Here is a 24,562-nt window from a genome sequence, read left to right on the forward strand (position 1 = left end):
CCTGTGCGTCATGTGACGCAGAGCACGGGAACTCCCCGTGTTCCTCGGTGAGTACCAGATGTGAGGCGGCAACCGGAACGAGGAGAGTCAGTGCGTGCGCGGATACGGGCAGGGGACCGCGAAGCCTTCGCCGAGTTGTACGAGGAGCACGCGCGGGCGGTCTACAACCACGCCCTGCGGCTGACCGGCGACTGGGCGGAGGCCGAGGAGGCGATGTCCGAGACCTTCCTCGCCGCCTGGCGGGCCCGCGGGACGGTGGAGCCCGAGGGCGGCTCGCTCAGGCCCTGGCTGCTCGGCATCGCCACGCACAAGGCACGCAACGCCAACCGCGGTGTACGCCGCCGGCTCGCGTTCCTGGCCCGCAGCCCGGAACCCCGGCCGGTCGAGGACTTCGCGGACGAGACCGCGGGCCGCATCGACGACGCCCGCCGGCTCGCGCTGGTCCACGACGCGCTGCGCCGGCTGCGCCGCCAGGACCGGGAGGTGCTCACCCTGTGCGTGGCCTCCGGGCTGGACTACCAGCAGGCGGCCGAGGCCCTCGGCATCCCGGTCGGCACCGTGCGCTCGCGGCTGTCGCGGGCCCGCGCGCGGCTGGCCCGGCTCAGCGCCGCCGGTGAACCCGACCGGGAAAAACCGGAACCGCCCGGCCCCCGCGGAGAGATGGAGAGTGAGGCCGCGTTCGCGGCCCTGTTCCTGCAGGAGGAAACCCCATGAACGCTGACGACCTGCCCCGCGCCGGCTCCGCCCGGAGCGAGGCGGAGGAGCTGCTGTCGGCCCCGGCCGAATGGGACCTCCCCCGGGAGCGGCACCTCCACCACAAGGACATACTGATGCAGCGCATCGACCAGGACCTGAACCCCTCCCAGCAGCCGCAGCCGGCCGCGGCACCGCGCCGCCGCAGGCTGCTGCGCCCCGCCGTGCTGCTGCCCGCCGCGTCGATGGCACTGGCCGGGGCACTGGTCGTCACCCTCTCCGCGGGCGAGGGTTCCACCCCGAAGGGCGGGACGGCCACCGCGGGCCCGGCCCGGGCCGACAACGCGTCCGTGACCCTCGGCCGGATCGCCGCGGCGGCCATGGAGACCGACATCAGCCCGGTGAAGGACGGGCAGTTGGTCTACGTCAAGACGCTGCTCCGCGCCAACAAGGGCACCTTCGAAGGCCCGGTGAAGCTCGGCGCCCTGCACACGTCGGAGGCATGGACGGTGCAGAAGCCCGGCCCCGTCAAGACCGCCGGATGGCTCAGGGAAACCGGCACGGACGCCGTGATGCCCGGTGAGACGATCCCCATCGAGGAGGGCGGCGGCCCTGTCCCGGCGGGCTGGAACCGCCCCACCTACAAGTGGCTGGCCTCCCTCCCGACCGACCCCGACGCCCTGCTCCGCCTGATCTACTCCAAGACGAAGGCGGACGAGACCGCGTCGCACGACCAGGCCGCCTTCGACCAGATCGGTGACATGCTGAGCGGGACCGTCATGCCCGCCGCGAACAACGCCGCGTTCTACAAGGCCGCCGCGAAGATCCCCGGCGTGATTGAGCTCCCCGACGTCACCGACGCCGTCGGCCGGCACGGCATCGGCATCACCCGCGAGGACCCCACATCCGCGATCCGCGACGTCTGGATCTTCGACAAGCACAGCCTCGCCTACCTGGGCGCCCGCTCGTACATCACCAAGGACAGGAAGAAGGAGCCACGGCCCACCACCCTCTTCGGTCTCACCGCCGTCATGGAGCGCGCGGTCGTCGACCACCGGGGCGGCGAACCGGCCAAGAAGGCGAGCTAGCCAGCCGTCGGCAACGTCGGGGGCCGGGACATTGCCGGACACGGCACAAGCGGGCGCGGCCCCGCCGGTGTCACGCTCCCGTCCATGACCGATGTCCGGGAAGTGACCTGTCTTCCCCCGCGCCAGCGCACCCTGTGGTTCCTCGTCGTCCTCGGAGCGGCCGGGGCGGTGCTGGCCGGGGTGTGCCTGGCGTACGCGGGCGCGCTCGTGGGTGTGTGGGGCGTCGGCCTGCTGCTGGCGCTGACGGGCGTCATGGCGCTCCACTGGGCCACCGCCCGGGTGAGCGCCGACGCGTACGGTGTGCGGATCCGCAGGCTGTGGGGGACCCGGAGCGTGTCCTGGGGGGAGGTCACCGGCCTGTGGGTGTACCTGAAGTACGGGAGGAACCCGAGGGTCCCCGTCTCCCGGCGCGTCGGTCTGGCGCTGCGCGACGGCCGCAAGCGGCTCCTGCCGCTGCCGTGGGGCGGGGCGTCCGACGACCCGGAGTTCGACGCGACGCTGGAAGCGCTCCGCACGCTGCACCGGCGTCACGGAGCCCCTCAGTCCGGTCGCGTCCCCGTCGTCTCGTACCGCACGGCCGGGCGCGGCTGGGCCGGATCGCTGAAGGTGAGCGTGCTGCTGCTGGTGTGCGCCGGGGTGGCCGCGTGGTTCGTGCCGAACACCGCGTCGGCGGAACAGGCCTGGCGGTCGGCCCGCCCGTGCACCGCGGCGACGCCCGCCTCGGCGCGCGCCGACTGTCTGACCACCGTGCCGGCCGTGATCGCGCGCACCGACGCCAACAGGCCGAAGAAGCACAGCTGGCTGTACTTCGCCGACAGCAGGCCGACGGCACGGGTCGAGGTCTCCCAGGAGGCCGCGGAGGGCTTCCGTCCCGGTGACCGCGTCGAGCTGACCGTGTGGCACCGCGAGGTGAGGGAGGTCAGGGGGGCGCACTACGTGTGGCACGAGCACGTCACGGGCCCCGGGGACGTGGCCGCCGTGGCCGCCGCGTTCGCCCTCGCCGCCGGCTACCCCGCCGTCCAGGTGCTGCTGCGGCTGCGCGGGCGCCGGCTGCCCGACGACGAGGTGCTCCCGTCGGCGCTGCCCTTCGCGGGCGCGCTCGTCGGCACCGCCCTGTGGCTGCTGCCGCTGTGCTACCTCCACCCCACCACCCTGTTCACGTCCCCCGTCGCGCTCGCCTGGGCCGCCTCGGGCTCCCTCGCCTCACTGGCCCTCCTCACCTGGGCCTGGCGGACCACGCGCGTACGTACGCCCCAACAGGCCGCGGGGAGCCCGGAGTCCGCCGCCCCGGAAACGCACGAGGTCTTCCTGGCCGCGCGTTTCCTGGAGCACACCGACTACAACCCGCACGGCTTCGGCACCCACATAGCCCTCGGAGACGGCACGCCGGCGGTCACCCCCGGTCCGGGCCGGTTCGCCGCGAAGCGCATCCCGGTGGAGCGGCTCGCCCTGAGAACCGTGCGCCGCGCCCGGGGCAGCGACGGCGACACCGTGCCCAGAAGCTGGCACGTCGCCGAACTCGACGACGCGGGCCTAACGGTCCGCCTCGCCGCCGCCCCGGCCGACCTCGACCGCATCGTCCGAGAGCTGAACCTGGTGAGTGCCACCGCGAACACCTGAGGCGCGGCGGCACATTCAGGACGGTCGGCCTAGGACAGCCCGGACGCGCGGAGGACCGCTCGCGCCGACTCGGTGTCGATCCGCTCGCCCAGCCGCCGGAACGCGTCCTCGCCGTGCAGCAGGGTGCCCCGGTGCACGGAGCGGCGCAGGCCCGTGTCGAGTTCGTGCCACAGGAAGGGGTTGGCGGTCAGCACGCGGGTGTCGAGTTCGAGGCGTCCGCCGTGGGCGTCCCGCAGGACGAGGCGGGCGGTGACGCCGCCGGACTGCCGTACGGACACCAGCGCGTCCGTCCGTACCACCCGCCGGCCGAGCGGGCCGCGCACCATCAGCCAGCCGGGGCCCGCGGTGACCCGCGGCGGCAGCAGGACGGCGAGGACGGCGGCGGACAGGGCGAGCCACAGTGCGGCGCGGGCGACGGTGAGGGTGCCCGCGTCCCAGTCGACGAGGACGGTCAGCGCGCAGAAGACGAGGGCGCAGCTCGTCGCGAGCCGGGCGCCGGCGCGCCAGTGGCGGTCGGTGACCGGGCCGCCGCCGGTTCCGCCGCCCGTTCCGCTTTCTCGCATGCCTTCGACGCTAGGCGGCATCGTGCCCGGGGGCGAAGGGTGCTGACGGTGTCCTGACGCAATGAGGTCCGGTCTTGACGAGGTCCTGACGCGGGCGTTGGTTTCAGCCGGGGTTCTCAGCCGGTGTGGACGCGCGGCCGGCGCTCGCGGTTCGGTTCGGCCTCGCGCAGGACTTCCCGGGTGACGGGGGCGACCTCGCCCTGGCCGAAGAGGAAGAAGCGCAGGAAGTTGGCGAGGGGGGCGCCCTCGGTCCACTCGAAGTAGATGTGCGGGATGCAGTTCGTGGTGTCGCGCACATGCAGGAGGAGGGCGGCGAGGGCGTTCGGGACGGAGGAGGACTCCAGGGTCAGGACGCGGTAGCGGCCGTGCAGTACCTCGCCGCGTACGGTCAGCTCCGCCTCGAACTCGGAGGGGTCGGTGACCGTGACCTCGGCGAAGATGAAGTCCTCCTGTTCCGGCAGGTCGTTGTCGGCCCGGATCTGGTTGATCTTGTCCCGGTACTGGGCCTTGTCCCGCTCGCCGGGCTCGTTGGCGAGGAAGCGGATGCGCCGGTGGGCCATGTCGCGGACGAACCGCTGCGCCATGTCGTCCAGCGTCACCCGGGTCACGCGCAGCTCGAAGGCGCGGGCCAGCCGGGACAGCAGCGAGACCAGGATGATGCCGACGATGAAGCAGGCGCCGATCTTCACACCGTCGGGGCGTTCGATGACGTTGGCGACGGTGACGTAGAGCAGGACCGCGGACACCACCGCGAAGCCGGTGGTCCAGCCGTGCTGCCGGGCCTTGCGCGAGGCGATGGTCACCGCGATCGCCGCGGAGGACATCAGGACCAGCACACCGGTGGCGTAGGCGCCGCCCTGCGCGTCCACGCTGGCGTCGAAGATCCAGGTGACCAGGAAGGCGATGAGGATGAAGACGATGACCATCGGGCGGACGGCACGCGCCCAGTGCGGGGCCATGCCGTAGCGGGGCAGGTAGCGCGGCATCAGGTTGAGCAGGCCGGCCATCGCGGAGGCGCCCGCGAACCACAGGATGGCGATCGTGGAGATGTCGTAGACCGTGCCGAACGCGTTGCCGAGGTACTCGTGGGCGAGGTAGGCGAGCGCGCGGCCGTTGGCCTGGCCGCCCGCCTTGAACTCCTGCTCCGGGATCAGCACCGTGGTGATGAAGCTGGTGGCGATCAGGAAGACGCTCATGATCAGCGCGGCGGCCGTGAGCAGCTTCTTCGTGTCCCGGATCCGGCCCTTCGGGTTCTCCTCCGTGTCACCCGGGTCGCCCTGGACGTGCGGCATGACGGCGACGCCGGTCTCGAAGCCGGACAGGCCGAGGGCCAGTTTCGGGAAGACCAGCAGGGACAGGCCGATCATCACGTAGACGCTGCCGTGCTCCGTGGTGAGGGCGCTGGTCCAGTCGGTGATCACGTGCTCGGCGGTGAGCACGTGCCAGAGGCCGTCGGCCACGACCACGGCGTTCAGTGCGAGGTAGACGGCCACCAGGGCGACCGCGACGCCGATCGCCTCCAGGAAGCCCTTGAGGAACACCGCGCCGAGCAGGGCCACCAGCAGCAGGGTGAACAGCATCTGCTTGCCGTGCAGGGCGCTGGTCAGATGGGGGTTCTCCACGAGGTGCGTGGCGGCGTCGGCGGCCGACAGGGTGATGGTGATCAGGAAGTCGGTGGCGGCGAAACCGAGCAGGGTGAGGACGAACAGCTTGCCCTGCCAGAAGGACAGCAGCCGCTCCAGCATGGCGATGGAGCCCTGCCCGTGCGGGCTCTCCTGCGCCACCCGGCGGTACACCGGGAGCGCGCCCGCCAGGGTGACCACGACGAGCACGAGCGTGGCGATCGGCGACAGCAGGCCCGCCGCGAGGGCGGCGATGCCGGGCTGGTAGCCGAGGGTGGAGAAGTAGTCCACGCCGGTCAGGCACATCACCCGGTACCAGCGCTGACCCTTGTGCGGGGGCTCCGGCTCGGCGTGCGGGCCGGTGTGGCCGCCCGGCTTGCCCATGTCGGACAGGCCCTCCAGCATCCACGTCCGCAGCCGGCTCTGCGGCGGGTGTTCGGTGGCGGCCATCGGCGTGCTCTCTTCTGCCGTGCGGCTCAGCGTGCGGTTTTCGGCCAACACGCGGAGAACGCCACCAGCGTAGGCAGAGAGCGACGGAAGGGCCCACGCGAGAGTCCGCCGATCGCGTCAAGGGACCGTGCCCGTGCCGCGCGGTCCCGGAATCCGCTCGGCCGCGGCGTCCGCGGGCGTCCCGGCCGGCGGCATGGTCACGGCAACCCCGGCGGGGTCCGGGGCGGACCGGCCGAGGGGCGTGGCGCTACTTGTGCTTCCCGCCGCCCTTGTCCCCGTTCGACCGGCCGTTTCCGGACGCGCCGTTTCCGGACGTGCCGGTGTTGCCGGACGTGCCGTTGCCGTTGTTCGCGGAGCCCGCGCCCGGGTTGTTCCTGCCGCCGGGTGTGGCTGTCGCGTGGGCCGGCTGGGCGGAGCAGTACGCGGCGACCTTGTCCTTTCCGCCGGCGGCCGCGATGAGCCGCTGCCAGGCCGTCGAGTCGAGCGCCTTGCCGCGGTTGTGGACCTGCTCGTAGGCGCGGCAGTGCGCTTCGGTGTCCTGGGCGGCGGCCGGGCGGTCCGTCGGCCCGTGGCCGCCGGAGGACGCCGGCGGGGCCACACCGCCCGGCCGGGCCGGGGCGGCCGACGACGGGTGCGCGGTGCCCCGCCCGGCGTCGGCTCCGTCCGCGGACGAGCCGACCGAACCGATGGCCGCCACCGCGACACCGCCCAGCGTCAGGCTGGCGAACACCACGCCGAACGTCATCTTCACCGAGCGCCCGGCACGCCGCTCGGCGGGCAGCCGCCAGTCGTCCCGGCGCCGGGTACGCGCCTTGTGCGCGCCCGTTCCGCGGGCGGCCCGGAAGGCGGCCAGGGCCCGCTGCTCGGCCTCGGGAGCGAGACCGCCTTCGCGTAGGGCGGCGGCAAGGGCCGTTTCCAGTGCGGCGGAGTCACGTACGCCCCAAGGGCCGGACACGGCGCCGCCGGGATGCGCACGCCGACGGCCACGGCCCGGAACTCCGCCACCGCTCAGCCGCTCACCCATGTCCGCATCCGTTCGTGTCCGACAGGTTCGATCCGTTCGTCGTTCATTTCGACTCACCCAGCGTCCGGGAAGCCTCATCCGTCACACCCTGGTCCGCCTCACCCCCGAGGCCGAGCTGACGGCCGAGGCGTTTCAGGCCCCGGTGGGCGGCGGTGCGTACCGCTCCCGGGCGCTTGCCGAGGACGCGTGCGGCGGTGGGCCCGTCCAGGCCGACGACCACGCGCAGCAGCACGGCCTCGGCCTGGTCCCGCGGCAGCCCACGGACCAGTTCCAGGGCCCGCTCGGTGGACAGGGACTCCAGGGCCTGCTCATGGGTGCTGTGCGGGCCGGCCAGGTCCAGTACGTCCTGCTCGGTCCCGCCCGCCCGGGGCCGCACGCGCTGCCGGCGCAGGTGGTCCAGTGCCCGGCGCCGGGCGACGGTCGCCGTCCAGCCGCGGAACCCGGCCCCGTCCCCCTTGAAACGACCGAGGTCACGGGCGATCACCAGCCAGGCGTCGGACGCCACGTCCTCCGCGTCGTCGCCGACGAGGCCGCGCAGATAGCCGAGCAGGCCCGGCTGCACGATCCGGTAGGCGACCGCGAAGGCGGCCTCGTCACCGTCCTGGGCCCGCGCGACCGCCGCGCCCAGTTCCCCGTCGCGCGTCTGTACGCGCCGGGGCTGCCGTACCTGGCCCAAGACTGTCCTCGTTCGCACCGGTTTCACAGCGAGTCCATGCCGTCCGCCGCGCTCCGGTCGCGTCGACGGCCCCCATGGTGACCAGCGTCCGTCCTCACAGAAGTGTCACAACATCTCAGGAGCCCTTCACGTGGACGCCGGTGCCGCTCACCCCAACGACGCCCCGCCGCGCAGACGTTGGCGGCGCGAGGGCCGGCGGGGCGGTTCGAGACAGCCGCTCGCACCGGGGGCCCGCTCCCGCGCCGGGTGACGTTTCGCGCCGGCCGTGCGCTGCAGGAGTCGCGAGTCCCCCACTCGCCGGACCTCTCTCCGTGCCGCCCCTGATTCCCCCCGTGGGGCGGCACGGAGAGAGCCGTCGAGAGCCGGAGCGGGGGCCGCGTAATGCTTCGGAGCCCCCGTGCGCTCCTTCTGGCATGAGTACGCACCTCCGCCTGCGAGCGGTGCCGCCCCCGGCGCTGCGCAACAGCGCGACCTGGCTCGACCGGATGTTCGAGGACGACTCGGAGACCGTCCGGCACCACCTGGACCAGGAACGCATCTACGCCGGCCCGCCCCCGTGCCATGCCGAGGACCGGCCCCGGACCCACGTGGTGCTCGGCGGCCGGCCGGTGTTCCGCCCCGACCCGCACAAGCCGCCGCTGCTGGTGCTGACGGCGGCCCAGACCCGCCGGGTGGCCGGATTCCTCGCGACGGCCGACTTCGACGCGCTGTGGCTGTTCGCCCGCGACGCACTGCTGCCGCACTACGGCGGCGTGACCGCGGAGCCCGAGACATGGGGTGCCTTCGCCTCGACGCACCGCGAGTTGACGGCGTTCTACGCACAGACCGCCGCGTGCGGGAACGCGGTGGTGAAGCTTCTGCCCGAGCCGCGGGAGACGCAGGTCACATGCGCCGATGTCACAGCGGGCGGGGGCCGTCCCGTCTCAGGTGTGTAACCACTGACGAACTCAGAGGAGGCACACCATGGAAGCGCGACTGGACTACTTCGCCGCCCCGACCGCCGGCAAGGCCCTCAAGCACTTCATGTCGGCGGGCAAGGCGATCACGGAAGGGCCGCTGCCGGCCGCGACACGGGAGCTGGTGTCGCTGCGCGTGAGCCAGATCAACGGCTGCGCCTTCTGCATCGACATGCACACCAAGGACGCGGCCGCCGCCGGCGAGAGCCCGGTGCGGCTGAACCTGGTCGCGGCGTGGCGGGAGGCCACCGTCTTCACCGAGGCCGAGCGTGCCGCGCTGGAGCTGGCGGAGGACGGCACCCGGGTCGCGGACGCGGCCGGCGGCGTGAGCGACGAGGTGTGGGCGGCAGCCGCCAAGCACTACGACGAGGACCAGCTCACCGCCCTGGCGACCCTGATCGCCTTCATGAACGCGGCGAACCGGCTGAACATCATCAACCAGCAGCCGGCCGGCGACTACCAGCCCGGCACGTTCCACTGACCGGCACCGGGGGAGGACCTCCGGCGCAAGGCGCGAGGTGACGACCCCAGGGCTCATGTACTCGGGTGGAGCTGAGTACATGAGCTCTGGCCCGCGCCGGGGCGAGCCGAAACGCTTGGGCCATGCGCCAAGGACTGATGAAGCCCGTTTCCCGACTGTTGCCGATCCTCGTACTGGCCGGCGTCACGGCGGCGGCGTGGGCCGCCTGGCTGGGCTGGGACCAGCATCGCGACGAGCATCCCGATGGCACGACGACCGGCCCGTACCAGGCGTGGCAGGTCATCGGGCTGGTGCTGACCCTGCTGCCGCCGGTGTGCTGGGCTTCGTTCCGGCACCATCTCGCGGCCGCTGTCGTCGGCACCACGCTCGGCCTGACCGCCGCCGCCTCCTACGACTGGTCGGACGACTCCACCGGCCTCTTCGCGGTCGGCGTGGTGCTGGTCATGCTCGGGAGCCTCGTCGCGACCGGGCTCGTCTCCGCGGTGATCGCCTCGGTGACCGGCCGGTCAGCTGCCGCCGGCCGGTGATGTCCGGGCCGTGGGACGGTCGGGGCGTACGGAGAAGGCCGTGTTGCCCGCCACCGCCACGATCGCGTCCTTGACCAGCAGCAGGCTCGGGGTGTTGTCGTTCCCCGAGTTTCCGAGGTCGTCCATCGCGGCCGTGCGCCACCGCTGCGCTCCGGTGTTCCGGTCCAGTGCCAGCAGGCGGCCGAAGTGGTTGGCGAAGTAGAGGTCTCCGTAGGCCGGCGAGAACACCGGGGTGGACAGGTCCTCCAGTTGCGTGGCCTTCCGCCACAGCTGCTTGCCGGAGGTCGCCGACACGGCGGTGACGACTCCGTCCTGCCGTACGACGTAGACGGCGCCGCCCACCAGGGCGGCGGCCCCGCGCGGCGTTCCCGTCAGCGGCACCTTCTTCACGGCGCCGCTGCCCGGGTCCACCCGCACCAGCGCGGCGTACGACTCGTCGCCCACGGACTGCGACACCTCGTCCGGGTTCTGCGTCACGGCGAACAGGAACCGTCCGCCGGACACGCCGAGCGGTTCCGCCGTCGGGGGCAGCGTCGTGAAGTCGCTCCGGGTGCCGTTCGACGCGTCGAGCCGCAGCAGGTTCATCGGCACCCCGTTGGGGTCGTCGTCCGACGAACACAGGGCGTACGGGGCGCCGTCCAGCGCCAGCGGTTCGCAGGTCTTCCCGACCGACACCGCCGCCGGCGCCGTCCACAGCTTGTCGCCCGAGGGACCGTACGCCACGAACTGCGTCCCGGAGGCCGACATGGTCAGCACCCCGCCCTTGAACACGTACGCCGGTGCGTCGGTGTCGCCGATACGACGGGCCCACCGCTGCTTCCCGGTGCCGGCGTCCAGGGCGACCAGGTCGAGGTACCTGTTGCCGGCGGCCGCGTCGTCCGGCATGTAGTAGACGTACACGAGCCCGTCCTGGACGCCGACCGGCCGTACTTCCTGCGGATTGGTGCCGGACCGCCACAGGGTGCGGCCGGAGGCGGCGTCGACCTTGGCGACGGTGAAGCCCGTTCCGGCGCAGTACACGGCCTTCCCGTCGCCCGGCAGGCACCCGGACTCCGCGTAGAAGATCGGGTCGATGCCGCCCGAGTCGTGCGTCAGCTTCGTCCGCCAGGGTTTCCAGCCGGCGGGCAGCGCCGCGGCGCGCGGGCCGGCGGAGGACGAGGACTGGTCCGGCGCCTCGGAGGTCGTCGCCGAGCTCGACACGAGACGCATCGTCGTGATGCTCAGCCCGGTGACGGCCAGGGCCGCGGCGAGGCTGACGAGGACCCGCCGCCGGCGGCGTCCGCGGCCGACGGCGGTCGTGGCCGTCCCGTCAGTCCCGTCCGTCCCGTCCGCCCCGTTCGTCACCCGGGTGGGGGCCGCGCCCGGTGGCCCGGGACGCGGACGGGCACCCTGGCGGCGGGGCTCCACAGCGGTCGCGGCCTCCGTGGAATCCGGCAGCGTCTGGAGCATGCGGTGCAGTTCGGCCGGGCCGGGGCGGGCGGCCGGGTCCTTGTCCAGGCAGCGTTCGACCATGCTCCGCAGGGGCTCCCCGACCCCGTCCAGGGCCGGTGGCTCGTACATCACCTGATAGCCCGTCAAGTACGGGCTGCCGCCGTCGAAGGGACGGCTGCCGGTGGCCGCGTACACCAGGACCGAGCCCAGCGAGAACACGTCCGAGGCCGCGGTGACGTCCCGCGGCGCGACGAACTGCTCCGGCGACATGAACGGCGGGGTGCCGATCAGCCGCCCGGTCACGGTGAGGGTCTCGTTGTCCGCGGCGCGCGAGATGCCGAAGTCGATGACGCGCGGCCCGTCCTGAGCCATCAGCACGTTGCTCGGCTTCAGGTCCCGGTGCACCAGGCCCGCCTGGTGGATGTCCCGCAGCGCCTCGACGAGCCCCAGACCCAGCGTGCGCAACTCCCGTCCGTTCAGCGGGCCTTCCTCGGCCACCACCTCCGACAGCGTGCGGCCCGGCACGTACAGCGTCGCCATCCACGGCTGCCCGGCCTCCGGATCGGCGTCCACCACCGGGGCGGTGAACGCGCCGCTCACCCGGCGGGCCGCCGCGACCTCCTGCCGGAAGCGCGCCCGGAACTCCTCGTCCTGCGCGTACTGGGCGTGCACCACCTTCACCGCGACCTGCCGCCCCGAGGCGGCACGCCCCAGGTAGACGATCCCCATGCCGCCGCTGCCCAGCCGGTCGATGAGCGTGTAGCCGCCGATCGACCCTATGGATTCCGCGTCCCCGGGGCTCAGCGGCATCGCCGGTCACCTTTCCCAAAGTCCGTGCTTCGAAAGCGATTTCGGTCATCACCCTAGAGGTTGCCCTCGTGACCCGTGCGGCGGTTGACGCGGTCGCCGGGTGCGAGCGGGCGCCCTGGACTCGAATGACCGGGGGGGACGGCCACCCCAGGAGGACGCGATGTCGCGGCATCGACCTCCTGGCCCCCGTCTGGCACCTCCTCGACCTGACACCCCAGGGCCGCGGCGAGTGGTACGCGAGCCTCGACTACTGACCCTGCGGTACTAAGATCCGGGCCATGGTGCTGACCGTGCACGACGTGGACCGGTTCGAGGCGTTCAGGCCCCGCCTGGAGGCCGTGGCCTACCGGCTCCTCGGCTCGGCGAGCGAGGCCGAGGACGCCGTGCAGGAGACGTTCCTGCGCTGGCAGGCCGCCGACGTCGACCGCGTCGAGGTCCCCGAGGCCTGGCTGACGAAGGTGCTCACCAACCTGTGCCTCACCCAGCTCACCTCGGCCCGCGCACGGCGCGAGACCTATGTGGGCCAGTGGCTTCCCGAGCCGCTGCTCGCCGGGGACCCGATGCTCGGTCCCGCCGACACCGCCGAACAGCGCGAGTCGGTCTCGTACGCGGTCCTCGTCCTGCTGGAGCGCCTGACCCCCAACGAGCGGGCGGTGTACGTGCTGCGGGAGGCCTTCGGCTACCCGCACCGGGAGATCGCCGAGATCCTCGACCTCACCGAGGCCGCCTGCCAGCAGATCTTCCACCGCGCCAAGAAGCACGTCGCGGCCGGCAAGGCTCGCACCGAGATCGACGAGGAAGCCGTCCGGCGCATCGTCGAGGAGTTCCTCGCGGCCGCCACCAGCGGCCGGACCGATCCGCTCGTGCGGCTGCTCACCCAGGACGCCGTCTCGGTCGGCGACGGCGGCGGGAAGATCCCGGCCCGCGCCAAGACGGTCGAGGGCGCACTCGCGGTCGCGAAGTTCCTGCGGGGCCTGTTCAAGCCCAGCGAGGCCAAGCGCGCCCTGGTCGGCGGTTCGGTCGACATGTATGTCACGACCGCCAACGGCGGCCCCGCCGTCGTGGCGGTCGTCGACGGACGGGTCGTCGGTGTCATGTGCCTGGACATCACGGCCGAGGGCATCGCCGCGTTCCGCAACCAGGTCAACCCCGACAAGCTCGAACGTGCGACCGAGCAGTGGGCGGCCATCGGCCACGGCGAACCCCTGCTCAACGCCTTCTGAGTCCTGTGTGACCTGCTTCACATCCTGTTCCTGTCAGGAAACGGCGGCCCATCCGGTTCAAGGGACGACCCGCTGAAGACAGGGCGGACAGGGCCGGACAGGACCAGACAGGAGCAGGACATGCAGCACCGCATCGTCGTCCTCGGAGCCGGATACACCGGAGCCATCGCCGCCGGGCGCCTCGCCAGGCGGCTGCGCCGCGAAGACGTCGCCATCACCCTCGTCAACGCCGAGCCCGACTTCGTCGAGCGCGTCCGGATGCACCAGTTGGCGGTCGGCCAGGAGCTCAAGCCGAGGCCCTTCAGCGAGATGTTCGCGGGCACCGGCGTCGCACTGAGGCTCGCGAAGGTCACGGGCGTGGACGTCGAGCGCAAGACGGTCGCCGTCACCGACGCGGACGGCACCGAGGAACTGGCGTACGACACCCTCGTGTACGCCCTCGGCAGCGGCTGGAACAGCCAGGGCGTCCCCGGCACCGCCGAGCACGCCCACGAGATCACCGGCCGCCCCGGAGCGCTCCGGCTGCGCGAGCGCCTGGCCCGCCTGGAGGCCGGGCAGTCCGTGGTCGTGGTCGGCGGCGGCCTCACCGGCCTGGAGGCCGCGACCGAGATCGCCGAGGCCCGCCCGGACCTCGACGTCGCCCTCGCCGCCCGCGGCGGCCTGGGTGACTGGCTCTCCGAGAAGGGCCGCCGGCACCTGCGGAAGGTCTTCGGCGAGCTGGGCATCACCGCGTACGAGCACGCCGCCGTCACCGCCGTCTGGGCCGACCACGTGACCACCGCCGACGACACGGTCCTCCCGGCCGCGGTCACCGTGTGGACCACCGGCTTCGCCGTCCACCCGATCGCCAAGGCCACCGCCCTGGAGGTCACCGGGACGGGTCAGATCGTGGTCGACCAGACCATGCGCTCGGTCTCGCACCCGGACGTGTACGCCATCGGTGACGCGGCCATGGCGATGGGCCCCGGCGACAAGCCGCTGCGGATGTCGTGCGCCTCGGGTACCCCCATGGCATGGCAGGCCGCCGACGCCATCGCGGCACGCCTGACCGGCGGCAAGGTCCCGAACGTGTCCGTGCGCTACTTCAACCAGTGCATCTCGCTGGGCCGCAGGGATGGCCTGATCCAGTACGTCACCGCCGACGACCGCGCGGTCCGGGCGGCTCTGACGGGACGGCTCGCCGCCGCCTACAAGGAGCTGATCTGCAAGGGCGCGGCCTGGGGCGTCGCCAACCCGACGCTCGGGATGCCGGTCCGGCCCCGCCGCGTCGTACGGCAGCCCGCCCGGACCGCCCAGCCCACTCAGCCCGCTTCGGCGGCTTCGGCGGTGGAGTCACAGGCCTGACGCGCCGGCCAGGTCGTCCAGTTCGGCGGCGAAGAGCTGCGCGGGGTCGAAGCCCATCCCGGTGAAGTGGCCGGCGAGTTCCAGGGACAGCACGCCGTGCAGCCGGGTCCAGAAGGCCAGGGCCCGGTGCAGGACCGCGGGCGGCGCGGGATGCCCGCCCGCCCAGTCCCGGTGGCCTTCGAGGTGCCCGTCGAACGTCGTCACCGGGCCGTCCGGCGGCGACGCGGCGAAGGCGTCCAGCAGGAACGCCATGATCTCGGACGCGATCGCGGTGATGTCGTCGGGCGCGTGGTAGCCGGGGACGGGCGTGCCGTAGATGAGGAAGTAGCGGTGGGGGTCCGCCAGGGCCCAGCCGCGCAGGGCATGTGCCAGCGTGGGCACGTCGGTACCGACGTCCGAGGCCGCGCGGAAGGTGTCGGCGAGGCTGCGGTACGCGTCCCGGACGAGCTCGGTGATCAGCTCGTCACGGCTGTCGTAGTACCGGTACAGCGCGGGTCCGCTCATTCCCATCCGCTTGGCGATCGCGTTGAGGGAGAGCGCGGACGCGCCCGCCGCCGCGATCTGCTCCCACGCGCGTTCCTTGATCTCCGTACGCACCTGGGCGCGGTAACGCTCGCGCGGGGTCTTCGTGCCCTTGTCCGTCACCGGTCTGCCGCCTTTCCGCAGCGCTGCGACTGCACCCGCAAGTTCTAGTTAGAGGCTATCACGGAAGTTATTGACTCTCCGCGCGCCGATGCGTTACAACTTCTAACGAACGCGAAAGCGACTAACTGCAAACTGCATGCGATGCAGCGGAGGTCACCATGAACGCCGAAGGACTCGTCGAGGTCGTCCTGCCGGGCAAGGTCGAGCCCGAAGGACTCCAGATCCGGCACGGAGCCGTCCCCACCGCGGGCCCGGGCCAGGTCGTGATCCGGATGGAGGCGACCGGCGTCTCCTTCGCCGAGCAGCAGATGCGGCGCGGCCGCTACTACGACCAGCCGCCGTTCCCGTTCGTACCCGGCTACGACCTCGTCGGTACGGTGCTGTCGACCGGCGAGGGCGTGGCGCCGGACCTGGCCGGCACCCGGGTCGCCGCGCTGGTCAAGGTCGGCGGCTGGGCCAGCCACGTGCTCGTCGACGCGGCGGACGTGGTGCCGGTGCCCGACGGGATCGGTGCGGCGGAGGCGGAGACCCTCGTCCTCAACGGAATCACCGCCTGGCAGATGCTGCACCGCAAGGCCCGCGTCCGCGCCGGGCACACCGTCGTGGTGCACGGCGCCAACGGTGGCGTCGGCTCGGTCCTGGTCCAGCTCGCCCAGGCCGCAGGCGCGCGCGTGATCGGCACGGCGTCCGCGCGCCACCACGACGCCCTGCGCGAACGGGGAGTGACCCCCGTCGACTACCGAGGCGCCGATGTCGCCGCCCGCATCCGTGAACTCGCCCCCCGCGGGGTGGACGCCGTCTTCGACCACGTCGGCGGGCGCGGCATCGTCGACTCCTGGCACCTCCTCGCCCCCGGCGGCACGCTCGTCTCGTACGGCAGCGCCTCCACCCGTGACGACGAGGGCTCCAAGCAGTGGCCCGTCCTCAAACTGCTCGGCCGGGTGTGGCTGTGGAACGCCCTGCCCAACCGCCGCCGGGCGTACTTCTTCAACGTCTGGGCCGGCCGCGCCCTGGCCAAGAACCGCTTCCGCGCCCGGCTCCGCGCCGACCTCACCCAGGTCTTCGCCGCCCTCCAGCGCGGCGATGTCACCGCCCAGATCGCCGCCCGGCTCCCGCTCCACCGCGCCGCCGACGCCCTGCGGCTGGCCGAGTCCGGCACGGTCGCCGGGAAGGTCGTCCTCAATCCTTGACTTGCTGGCCGATGCACCGCGAATGAATTCCGGTAGCGGAAGCACCACGAGGGGAACACCACGCGCGCGGAACCCCGGCGCCACGATCGCGTCTTGTGGAGTGGGCCCGCCATCGGTGACGGGCCGCGTATCGATGAGGGAGCCGGTGATCGTGCCCGAGGCCGTCCAACTGCCGGAAGCGCAAGCCCTGTCGCGGTTCCTCACCGCGGACCCGGACGACTGGCCCCGCCTCGCACCACGCGTCGCGGAAGCGGTCGGTCCGGACACCCTGGAGCGGATCGTCCGCGCCACGACCGCCCGCGTCGGGGAGCACATCACCGTGACGGACAGTCCCGACGGGCTGATCGTGTCCGGCAGCAAGGGCCGGGTACGGGCCTGGGCCCAGGTGGCCCCCGACGGCGAGATCACGGCCCTGCTCCTCGAAGGCGCGCCCTACACGCCGTCCCGGCGCCGCCCGCGCCGACCGGTGCCCCTGACCTGGGTGGTGTACCTGATCCTGGTCACGCTCTGGAACGTCCTGACCGTGTGGACGGCAGCCGACCGCACCGCCTGGCTCGGTGACATGGCGACCCTCGCCGCCTTCTACGTACTCGTCGAGGGCTGGGGCGCGCCGGCGATGCAGCCCCGCCTGCTGCGCCGCACGGTCGAGGCGGGCGGTGTCGCGGCCGTCGCCTCCGCGTGGCGGCTGCCCGGTCTGCCGACGGGACACATCACCCTCGGCCTCGCCGCCGGCGTCGCGGTCCTGGCCGGAGCCGTGTGGCTGGTCGCCGCGGTACGGCTGCACCGCTGGAAGGCGCCGCTGTCCCAGCCGCTGCTGTTCCCGCTGGAGGGCACCTGGTACGTCGTACAGGGCGGCGGTCGCGCGCTCAACCACCACGTCAGTGTCCGGGAACAGCGCGGCGCGCTCGACCTGGTCGCGCTGGGCCCGTACGGCACCCGTACCGGACCCGGCCACGAGCTGACCGCGTACGCCGCCTACGGACGTCCCGTCCGCTCTCCCTGCGACGGCCGGGTGATCTCCGCCGCGAACACGGTCCAGGACCAGAAGCCGGGCGAGATCCGCTACCAACCGCTGTACGGCAACCACGTGTTCCTCGACACCGGCCGGGAAATCGTCAAACTGGCCCACCTGCGCCCCGGTTCGGTGACGGTCACCAAGGGCGACACCGTCCACCGCGGCCAGCTCCTCGGCGAGGTCGGCAACACCGGCAACACCACCGAGCCGCACCTGCACATCCACGCCGAACGCGAAGGCGTCGGCCTGGACCTGGAGTTCACCGGCGTCCCGGGCCGGCTCCACCGCGGGCGCAGGATCCACGCCTGACGGTGCAGGCCGGTGCAGGCCGGGGCAGGCCGGAGCGGGAGCGGACCGGCGTCCCGCTGAGCGCCGCCACGCGATCTGCCGTACATCCTCCTGCAACGCCGTACAAGGAGGTACGACCATGACCGTCCAGTGCACGCCGCCCGCGGAGCTGCGCCTGACCGCCGCCGTCTACGCGGCCGTCCTGGCCCGGGATCCCGCGCAGTTCGAGTTCCACCAGGCGGCGCGTGAGGTGCTGGAGACCCTGGAGCCCGCGCTCGCCCGCCACCCCGAATACTCGCGCGAACGGATCCTCGAGCGCCTGTGCGAGCCGGAGCGGCAGTTGGTCTTCCGGGTGCCGTGGGTGGACGACGCCGGGCGGGTGCAGGTCAACCGGGGCTTCCGCGTGGAGTTCAACTCCGCGCTCGGGCCGTACAAGGGCGGCCTGCGCTTCCACCCCTCCGTGAACCTCGGCATCGTGAAGTTCCTCGGCTTCGAGCAGATCTTCAAGAACGCGCTGACCGGTCTGCCCATCGGCGGCGGCAAGGGCGGTTCCGACTTCGATCCCAAGGGCCGCTCGGACGGCGAGATCATGCGGTTCTGCCAGTCGTTCATGACCGAACTCCACCGCCACCTCGGCGAGCACACCGACGTGCCCGCCGGCGACATCGGCGTCGGCACCCGCGAGATCGGCTACCTCTTCGGCCAGTACAAGCGCATCACCAACCGCTACGAGTCCGGTGTGCTCACCGGCAAGGGCCTGAACTGGGGCGGCTCCCACGTCCGCACCGAGGCCACCGGATACGGCACCGTCTACTTCGTCTCCGAGATGCTCGCCGAACGCGGCCAGGACCTCGACGGCAGACGGGTCGTGGTATCCGGCTCCGGCAACGTCGCCGTCTACGCCGCCCAGAAGGCGCACGAACTCGGCGCGAAGGTCGTCGCCCTGTCGGACTCCGGCGGCTACGTGGTCGACGAGGCGGGCATCGACATCGAACTGGTCAAGGACATCAAGGAAGTCCGCCGCGCCCGCATCAAGGAGTACACCCAGACCGTGACCCGGGCCCGCTATGTCGAGGGCGGCTCCGTCTGGGACGTGCCGTGCTCGGTCGCCCTGCCCTGCGCCACCCAGAACGAACTCGACGAGAACGCGGCGCGGACCCTGCTGGCCGGGGGAGTGACGGCGGTGGCCGAGGGCGCCAACATGCCCACCACCCCGCAAGCCGTACGACTCCTGCAAGAGGCGGGCGTCGCCTTCGGCCCCGGAAAGGCCGTCAACGCCGGAGGTGTGGCCACCTCGGCACTGGAGATGCGGCAGAACGCCACCCGCGACGCCTGGACCTTCGAGGACACCGACCGGCGCCTCGCGGCCATCATGGCCGGCATCCACACCACCTGCCGCACCACCGCGGAGGAGTACGGGTTCCCGGGCAACTACGTGGTCGGCGCGAACATCGCGGGATTCGTCAAGGTGGCGGACACCATGCTCGACCTGGGGGTCATCTGAGTCACGGGTGGCGAGCAGGGCCGGTGGCCGTCTCGATGACGTGCGGCTGCCGCCCGGTGCCGGCGTAGGCACCGGGCGGCCGGCCGCGTCAGTCGGCCAGCCGGTTGATTGCGGCGGCCGCGATGCCTTCCATGTAGCCCGGGTCGTCGCTGGGCTGTCCGGAGAGTTCCACGATGCCGAACCTGTGGCCGCTCCGGATCACCGCGACACCGCCGGCGACCTTGCCGTCGCCGCTGAAGGCCGGGTACCAACTCCCCGCGCCGGCCTTGACGGTGATCGCGTGCCCCTTGCCGTAGTACCAGTGGCCGTGCGGCTCGTCCTGGCAGCCGCGCACCAGCTTGTCGAGCTGCTTCTGGTACGAGGCCGCCGACGTGTCGGTGGAGCCGTCCGCGACGGATTCGGTCAGCGAGGTGTCGCTGGTGTCGAAGGTCCACCGCACGTCGGCATAGGCGCCGGCCTTCCCCTTGGTCAGCGTTCGCATCGTCTCCTCGCCGGAGCACGCCGAGAGCGCCTGCTTCCCGGCCAGGCCGACCGTCGCGCCGACCGGGGCCAGGCCCTGCTGGAAGAAGTCCTCACTCTGCATCAGGTTGCCCGAGCCGAGGCCGGGCTCGGCCGGAGCGGCGGTGGCGGGAAGCGTGCCGAAACCGACCGCGATCAGGGCGGCACCGACGGCGGCGGCCACTCCGGCGGCCACTTTGGCGGTACGACCGCGGCGCGGGAACTTCTTGCCGCCTGCGTGCTTGTCGAACATCTCATCTCCTGTCTGGTCGCGACGCCGTTCGCGTCGTCGTACACCAGGGAGATGCCGGGCGTGCGGGAGATGTTGGATGGCGATCTGCCGCGATGGGTGTGATCCACCTCACCCCGGGGGGCGGGGCTCAGAGCCGTGTCACGGCCGCACGAACGATCCGCGTCATCGCGGCCGTGTCCAGGCAGGCGTCGACCTCCAGGACCCCGTAGTGCGAGCCGTTCCGGAGTATGGCGATGCCGCCGCACGGCTCCTTGCCCCGTGGTGCGGTCCCGGTGGTGTTCAGGTCACCGTCGTAGGAACCCAGCCAGCTCGCGGTGATACCCGGGGCGGCGACATCGATCGTGCGCGTCGGCCCGTAGACCCAGTGGCCGGCGGGTTCCGTCTGGCACGGTACCTCCTCCAGCAGCAGCCGCTGGGCGAAGTTCTGCGCCAGTGCCGGGCTTCCGGCGTCGGCTGCGACCTCGCGCGCGACCTGGTCGTCGATGTCCACGGCCAGGGTGGGGTCGTCGGCGTCCGTGTCCTTGGCCGTCACCAGTCCGCGGAAGTGCGCGTCCGGCCCTCCCAAGGTCTCGCCGAGGGTCTTCTCCCCGGCGCAGGCCGCGTTGGCGTACCTGCCGTCGCCGACACGGTCGTGCACATAGATGCGCCGGGAGATCCCGGCCTTCCTGAACTCGGCCGCCGCCAGCAAGCGCCGTGCCGTCATGGGCCCGTCGGCGGGCTTCGGCTTCGGTTCCGGCTTCGGAGAGCCGTTGCCCGGGGAGGACGCCACAGCGCCCGGCGGCCCGGTCGGGGTGGCCGTGGCGGAGCGGGCGGGGAGGACGAACCGGCCGGTCAGCAGGCCCAGCCCGATGGCCACCGCCAGGATGGCGACGTCGGTACGCCTCAGAAGCCACCGCCGAGACGGTCCCGCATGAAGCGGCGAGCCTGATGGATACGGTCCTTGACCGTGCCCAGGGGAGCGTCGGTGAGCTCGGCGACCTGAAGGTAGGTCAGGTCTCCGAGATCGCGGAGCACGAAGGACTCCAGCAGCGCCGGATGCCGCTCCTCGAGCGCGGCCAGCGCCTCCATCAGGTCCAGGCGGGTCCCCGCGATGACGCTTGTCGTCCGGGGGTCGGCACCCCCGGGAACGACCGCATGGCTGTCCTCCGCGCGCCTGCGCATCGAGCGGTACGTGGACCTGGCCGCGTTCGAGGCGATCACCGTCACCCACCCGAGGAACGAGCCTCGCCCGCTGTACTCGCGCAGATGTGTACTGATGGACAGCAGAGCGTCCTGCGCGGCCTCTTCGGCGTCGGCGTGGTGCGGAAGGAACCTGGAGCAGCGGCGCATGACCGTGGGCCGAAGCCTGACGAGGAGGCGTTCCAAGGACGCCCGATCACCTGCCTGGGCGGACGCCACGAGCCGCGCCAGCTCATCCTCTTCGGTCACCTGCTGTCCCCCGTTCACGGTCCGGCCCGGACCCGACCCGGCACAATGCTTCCCCATGCAGAAGCTAGGTCGTTATCTCCTCGAGGAGAGACTGGGAGCCGGCTCGTTCGCCACCGTCTGGAAAGCATACGATCCCGAGCTCGACACGGACGTCGCGGTCAAGGTACTGGCCGACAACTGGGCGTCGAACGCCGACGTACGGCAACGCTTCCTGGCGGAGGCGAGGCTGCTCCGCAGGATCTCCAGCCCACGTGTCGTACGAGTCCACGACGTCGGTGTCCAGGACGACCGCCCCTACTTCGTCATGGACTACGTCCGCGGCGGCACGCTCGCCGAGAGGATCGGGCACTGCGGGCCCGCTGAGGCACTCCAGTTGGCGGCCGAGGCCGGATACGCCGTACAGGTGCTCCATGACACCGGCGTCATCCACCGCGACATCAAGCCGTCGAACCTCCTGCTCGACGCAGGCCGCACGCCCACCGCCGTACTCGTCGCCGACCTCGGCAGCGCGAAGCAACTGGCCGACGCGTCGGGGCTGACCGTGACCACGGGCACCCCCGCGTACATGGCACCCGAACAGGCCTTCCAGACCGGCGGGTTCGACGGCCGAGCCGATGTGTACGCCCTCGGTGTCGTCACGTTCGAACTCCTCACCGGGCGCAAGCCGTTCGGTTCGGCCGGTCGCGCCACCCCTGCGGCGGAGCGGGCGGCATCGACGTCATCGTCGCCGACGCTGCCCAGAGAGCTGGGACTTCCGGACGGCATCGACACACTTCTCCGTGCCGCCCTGTCCGTAGCACCCGAGGACCGGCCCCGAACCGCGCAGGCGTTCGCGGACGCGCTGCTGTCACGGGAGGTGGAGGGAACGGGGGATGGACGGACGCCGGCCAGGCCCTCGGGGCCGACACGCCTCGTGGTCTGGCTCGCGGCGGTCGTCGTGTTCCTGGTGACAACACTGCTCACGTGGCTGGCCCGTTGAGACTGGACGCACGACCGCGTCCCACGACCCGGCCACCCCCTCCGGTGGCCGGGTCGTGGGACGTCGGGGCGACTACCAGGCGAGGGCGTCCGCCGCGTTGTCCTGCCAGTAAGTGACGGTGGCGGCGCTGTTGAAGAAGACGCCACCGTTCGGGAGGTTCAGGGTCGTCTCCTTGGCGGTCGCGCCGCCCTTCTTGTCGGCGAAGATCACACCCAGGGTCGTCTCGGTGCCGCCCCCTTCGCCGTCGACGGAGGACTCCAGGACGCCCGCGTAGGCGGACTGGCCGGGCTTGAGCGTCACCACGGCCTGCGGCGTGGTCTCGTCGGCCCACGCCAGCGGGGCCTGGGCGTCGGCGCCGGCCCTCAGGAAGGGGGCGCTGTAGGCGTAGCAGGTCTTGGTGCCGGTGTTGGTGGCCTTGAGCAGCAGGTGGTTGATGGGGCGGGACACCTCGCTGACGCTCACCTTGGTGTTCGCCGCGGTGCAGGTGACGGTCGAGGAGGCCGCGGTCGTGGCGGCGGAGGCGGCTCCGGCGGCCTGGACGCCGACGAACGCGAGGGCGGCGGCGACGACCATGGAGGAGGCGGCCGTGCGGGAGACGGAACGAGTGGCGATGCGCATGAACGGGCTGCTTTCTCTGAACAAGGGAAGTCCTGGCGGTGCCGCGTGGGGCGCCGGCGGGCGCGCCGCAACCGCGGGCCAGGAAAGCGGAGTTGAGCCGGGCCGAGCACCGTGTCCGGTGAGGCGCCGTGCTTGGATGGCCCAAGACTGTGCCATGCGGCGTCCCATCCGCCACTCCATCGGGAGTTTTGGGACGCCGGGATGCGAAAACAGGCTCTGAACTGGTGAAACGTAACCCTCGTGGGATGCCGGACGGAATGGGGAACTGGTGGGTGCGGCTGAGGAGATCGCTGATTTCGCGGCGCTGCTGCGGGAGTTGAAGCAGCGGTCCGGGCTGAGTTACGAGGCTCTGGCGAAACGGGCGCACATGAGCACCTCGACGCTGCACCGGTACTGCAAGGGGGAAGGAGTGCCGGCCGACAACGCGGCCGTCTCCCGCTTCGGCCGGGTGTGCAAGGCGACCCCCGAGGAGCTGGCCGAGCTGTACCGGCGCTGGGTCCTGGCGGACGCCGCGCGGGAACGCGCCCGGCGGGCCGCGGCGGAACCGGCCTCCGCGCAGGCACGCACCGACCAGCCCCAGCCGGAGGCCGTGCCGGACACCCCGCCCCCGCCCGCACCCGCACCCGAGCCCGCGCCCGCACCCGAGCCCGCATCCACGAGCGAGCCCGGGAACCCTCCCGCCCCCGCCGCCGAACCGTCGTCCCCCAAGGCGAATGCCCTCGCCCTCCGCACACGGTGGGCCCTCATCGCGGCGAGCACCGCCGTCGTCGTCGCCGTGTCCACCGCGCTCACGGTCCACCTGACGGGCGGGGCGACGGACCCGGTGGAGACCGGCCGGCCGGCCGGCGACGTGACCGTCCCCCTGCAGACGGTCCCCGACGCCTCCACGCCGCACTCGTCGGCGTCCCAGTCCGCCTCCGCGCGCGAGGTCCGCTCCCCGGCATCGGCCCCGGCCACCGGAACGCGCGAGGCCGAGCCGTCGACGCACAGCACCGCTGCGGGCGGCGCCCAGCACGGCGACGCGGTCCCGCTCACGGTGAGCACCCGCACCTATGCCTGGGACGACCCGCAGTGCGAGGGGAAGTACCTGATCGACCGGCCTCCCGGCAAGGTCTCGCCGCCGGTGATGGGGCAGGACGTGCCGGGCTGGGTGAAGGCGCACGGCGCCATCGCCGCCGACGGGCAGCGGGTGGCGCTGACCGTCCAGGGCACCGGGGACGAGACCGTCGTCATCGAGTCCCTGCACGTCCGTGTGGTCGACTCGGGCATGCCCCCGGCCTGGAACGCCTACCTGGGGTCGTCGGGCTGCGGCGGAGGCGTCGAGACGAGGTCGTTCGACACGGACCTCGACGCCGCTCACCCCGTCATCGTGCCGAAGGCAGGCCAGCGCGGCGTCCCCTACAAGGTCAGCCAGTCCGATCCCGAGGTCCTGTACATCACCGCCCATGCCGACACCCACGATGTGCACTGGTACGTGGACCTGCAGTGGTCCAGCGGCGGCCGTCAGGGCACCACACGCATCGACGACCACGGAAAGCCGTTCCGCACCAGCGGCAGCCGGGGCCGCCCCGTCTACGAGTACCCGGTGGGCGGCCCCGACTGGTACAGAGTGGCGGAGAACTGACTTCCAGAGCTT

At 72.3% G+C, this 24,562-nt stretch carries 24 protein-coding genes; 14 read left to right on the top strand and 10 right to left on the bottom strand.

Annotated features, from left to right (window positions below):
- The first annotated feature begins 90 nt into the window (after window positions 1–90).
- The 3 genes from ACH45E_RS09680 (at window position 91) to ACH45E_RS09690 (ending at window position 3,401) form a co-directional block, all read left to right on the top strand.
- Window positions 91–714, top strand: a complete 624-nt coding sequence (locus tag ACH45E_RS09680; protein ID WP_361442409.1) for an RNA polymerase sigma factor — start codon at window positions 91–93, stop codon at window positions 712–714.
- Complete coding sequence (locus ACH45E_RS09685; protein ID WP_361442412.1) at window positions 711–1,781, top strand: CU044_5270 family protein; 1,071 nt, start codon at window positions 711–713, stop codon at window positions 1,779–1,781. Before ACH45E_RS09680 ends, ACH45E_RS09685 begins: the two co-directional genes overlap by 4 nt.
- An 84-nt stretch (window positions 1,782–1,865) precedes the next feature.
- Complete coding sequence (locus tag ACH45E_RS09690) at window positions 1,866–3,401, top strand: PH domain-containing protein (protein ID WP_361442415.1); 1,536 nt, start codon at window positions 1,866–1,868, stop codon at window positions 3,399–3,401.
- A gap of 29 nt (window positions 3,402–3,430) precedes the next feature.
- Here ACH45E_RS09690 and ACH45E_RS09695 read toward each other — a convergent pair whose 3' ends face one another.
- From ACH45E_RS09695 to ACH45E_RS09710, 4 genes are all read right to left on the bottom strand, one after another.
- On the bottom strand, window positions 3,431–3,964 hold the full coding sequence (locus ACH45E_RS09695; protein ID WP_361442418.1) for a hypothetical protein: 534 nt from the start codon (window positions 3,962–3,964) through the stop codon (window positions 3,431–3,433).
- 116 nt (window positions 3,965–4,080) lie between these two features.
- Window positions 4,081–6,036 carry an amino acid transporter gene (locus ACH45E_RS09700; RefSeq protein ID WP_361442421.1) on the bottom strand — a complete coding sequence of 652 codons (1,956 nt, stop codon included), beginning with the start codon at window positions 6,034–6,036 and terminating at the stop codon, window positions 4,081–4,083.
- 247 nt (window positions 6,037–6,283) lie between these two features.
- Window positions 6,284–7,060, bottom strand: a complete 777-nt coding sequence (locus ACH45E_RS09705) for a hypothetical protein (RefSeq protein WP_361442424.1) — start codon at window positions 7,058–7,060, stop codon at window positions 6,284–6,286.
- 43 nt (window positions 7,061–7,103) lie between these two features.
- Window positions 7,104–7,736: an RNA polymerase sigma factor gene (locus ACH45E_RS09710; protein ID WP_361442427.1), complete on the bottom strand. Its 633-nt coding sequence runs from the start codon at window positions 7,734–7,736 to the stop codon at window positions 7,104–7,106.
- A gap of 413 nt (window positions 7,737–8,149) precedes the next feature.
- Between ACH45E_RS09710 and ACH45E_RS09715 the strand changes: the two genes are divergently transcribed.
- The 3 genes from ACH45E_RS09715 to ACH45E_RS09725 all read left to right on the top strand — a co-directional run bounded on the left by ACH45E_RS09715 (window position 8,150) and on the right by ACH45E_RS09725 (window position 9,700).
- On the top strand, window positions 8,150–8,671 hold the full coding sequence (locus ACH45E_RS09715) for a DUF1877 family protein (protein WP_361442430.1): 522 nt from the start codon (window positions 8,150–8,152) through the stop codon (window positions 8,669–8,671).
- A 28-nt stretch (window positions 8,672–8,699) separates the two neighbouring features.
- On the top strand, window positions 8,700–9,173 hold the full coding sequence (locus ACH45E_RS09720) for a carboxymuconolactone decarboxylase family protein (protein ID WP_361442433.1): 474 nt from the start codon (window positions 8,700–8,702) through the stop codon (window positions 9,171–9,173).
- A 122-nt stretch (window positions 9,174–9,295) separates the two neighbouring features.
- Window positions 9,296–9,700, top strand: a complete 405-nt coding sequence (locus tag ACH45E_RS09725) for a hypothetical protein (RefSeq protein WP_361442436.1) — start codon at window positions 9,296–9,298, stop codon at window positions 9,698–9,700.
- Here ACH45E_RS09725 and ACH45E_RS09730 read toward each other — a convergent pair.
- Window positions 9,680–11,941, bottom strand: a complete 2,262-nt coding sequence (locus ACH45E_RS09730) for a serine/threonine-protein kinase (RefSeq protein WP_361442439.1) — start codon at window positions 11,939–11,941, stop codon at window positions 9,680–9,682. The two genes, ACH45E_RS09725 and ACH45E_RS09730, sit on opposite strands and share 21 nt — an antisense overlap.
- Before the next feature lie 125 nt (window positions 11,942–12,066).
- Here ACH45E_RS09730 and ACH45E_RS09735 point away from each other — a divergent pair, with 125 nt between their 5' ends.
- From ACH45E_RS09735 to ACH45E_RS09745, 3 genes are all read left to right on the top strand, one after another.
- Entirely contained in the window at window positions 12,067–12,195 is a 129-nt protein-coding gene (locus tag ACH45E_RS09735) for a hypothetical protein (RefSeq protein ID WP_361442442.1), read from the top strand.
- Between the two features lie 24 nt (window positions 12,196–12,219).
- Window positions 12,220–13,164 carry an RNA polymerase sigma-70 factor gene (locus ACH45E_RS09740; RefSeq protein WP_361442445.1) on the top strand — a complete coding sequence of 315 codons (945 nt, stop codon included), beginning with the start codon at window positions 12,220–12,222 and terminating at the stop codon, window positions 13,162–13,164.
- Between the two features lie 120 nt (window positions 13,165–13,284).
- The gene (locus ACH45E_RS09745; protein WP_361442448.1) at window positions 13,285–14,508 is read left to right on the top strand and encodes an FAD-dependent oxidoreductase; all 1,224 of its coding nucleotides are present in this window, start codon (window positions 13,285–13,287) and stop codon (window positions 14,506–14,508) included.
- Here the strand turns inward: ACH45E_RS09745 and ACH45E_RS09750 are convergent.
- On the bottom strand, window positions 14,497–15,153 hold the full coding sequence (locus ACH45E_RS09750) for a TetR/AcrR family transcriptional regulator (RefSeq protein ID WP_361442451.1): 657 nt from the start codon (window positions 15,151–15,153) through the stop codon (window positions 14,497–14,499). The genes ACH45E_RS09745 and ACH45E_RS09750 overlap by 12 nt on opposite strands.
- A 158-nt stretch (window positions 15,154–15,311) precedes the next feature.
- Here ACH45E_RS09750 and ACH45E_RS09755 point away from each other — a divergent pair, with 158 nt between their 5' ends.
- From ACH45E_RS09755 to gdhA, 3 genes are all read left to right on the top strand, one after another.
- Window positions 15,312–16,343: a medium chain dehydrogenase/reductase family protein gene (locus ACH45E_RS09755; RefSeq protein WP_361442454.1), complete on the top strand. Its 1,032-nt coding sequence runs from the start codon at window positions 15,312–15,314 to the stop codon at window positions 16,341–16,343.
- Window positions 16,344–16,494: 151 nt separating this feature from the next.
- Complete coding sequence (locus ACH45E_RS09760; RefSeq protein ID WP_361442457.1) at window positions 16,495–17,667, top strand: M23 family metallopeptidase; 1,173 nt, start codon at window positions 16,495–16,497, stop codon at window positions 17,665–17,667.
- A gap of 118 nt (window positions 17,668–17,785) precedes the next feature.
- The gene (gene gdhA / locus ACH45E_RS09765) at window positions 17,786–19,150 is read left to right on the top strand and encodes an NADP-specific glutamate dehydrogenase (RefSeq protein WP_361442460.1); all 1,365 of its coding nucleotides are present in this window, start codon (window positions 17,786–17,788) and stop codon (window positions 19,148–19,150) included.
- A gap of 88 nt (window positions 19,151–19,238) precedes the next feature.
- Here the strand turns inward: gdhA and ACH45E_RS09770 are convergent, their stop codons facing one another.
- The 3 genes from ACH45E_RS09770 to ACH45E_RS09780 all read right to left on the bottom strand — a co-directional run bounded on the left by ACH45E_RS09770 (window position 19,239) and on the right by ACH45E_RS09780 (window position 21,329).
- Window positions 19,239–19,901, bottom strand: a complete 663-nt coding sequence (locus ACH45E_RS09770; protein WP_361442463.1) for a hypothetical protein — start codon at window positions 19,899–19,901, stop codon at window positions 19,239–19,241.
- Between the two features lie 127 nt (window positions 19,902–20,028).
- Window positions 20,029–20,757 (bottom strand): hypothetical protein, encoded by a 729-nt coding sequence (locus ACH45E_RS09775; RefSeq protein WP_361442466.1) that lies wholly within the window; start codon window positions 20,755–20,757, stop codon window positions 20,029–20,031.
- A 26-nt stretch (window positions 20,758–20,783) separates the two neighbouring features.
- Entirely contained in the window at window positions 20,784–21,329 is a 546-nt protein-coding gene (locus ACH45E_RS09780) for an RNA polymerase sigma factor (protein ID WP_361442469.1), read from the bottom strand.
- Between the two features lie 55 nt (window positions 21,330–21,384).
- Between ACH45E_RS09780 and ACH45E_RS09785 the strand changes: the two genes are divergently transcribed.
- Window positions 21,385–22,308, top strand: coding sequence for a serine/threonine-protein kinase (locus tag ACH45E_RS09785; protein WP_361442471.1), 924 nt, complete (start codon window positions 21,385–21,387; stop codon window positions 22,306–22,308).
- A gap of 72 nt (window positions 22,309–22,380) precedes the next feature.
- Here ACH45E_RS09785 and ACH45E_RS09790 read toward each other — a convergent pair whose 3' ends face one another.
- Entirely contained in the window at window positions 22,381–22,926 is a 546-nt protein-coding gene (locus ACH45E_RS09790; RefSeq protein WP_361442474.1) for a DUF4232 domain-containing protein, read from the bottom strand.
- Between the two features lie 268 nt (window positions 22,927–23,194).
- Here ACH45E_RS09790 and ACH45E_RS09795 point away from each other — a divergent pair, with 268 nt between their 5' ends.
- Window positions 23,195–24,550: a helix-turn-helix transcriptional regulator gene (locus ACH45E_RS09795; RefSeq protein WP_361442476.1), complete on the top strand. Its 1,356-nt coding sequence runs from the start codon at window positions 23,195–23,197 to the stop codon at window positions 24,548–24,550.
- Window positions 24,551–24,562 lie beyond the last annotated feature (12 nt).

The organism is Streptomyces sp. NPDC020299 (assembly GCF_044387825.1).
Lineage (GTDB): Bacteria > Actinomycetota > Actinomycetes > Streptomycetales > Streptomycetaceae > Streptomyces.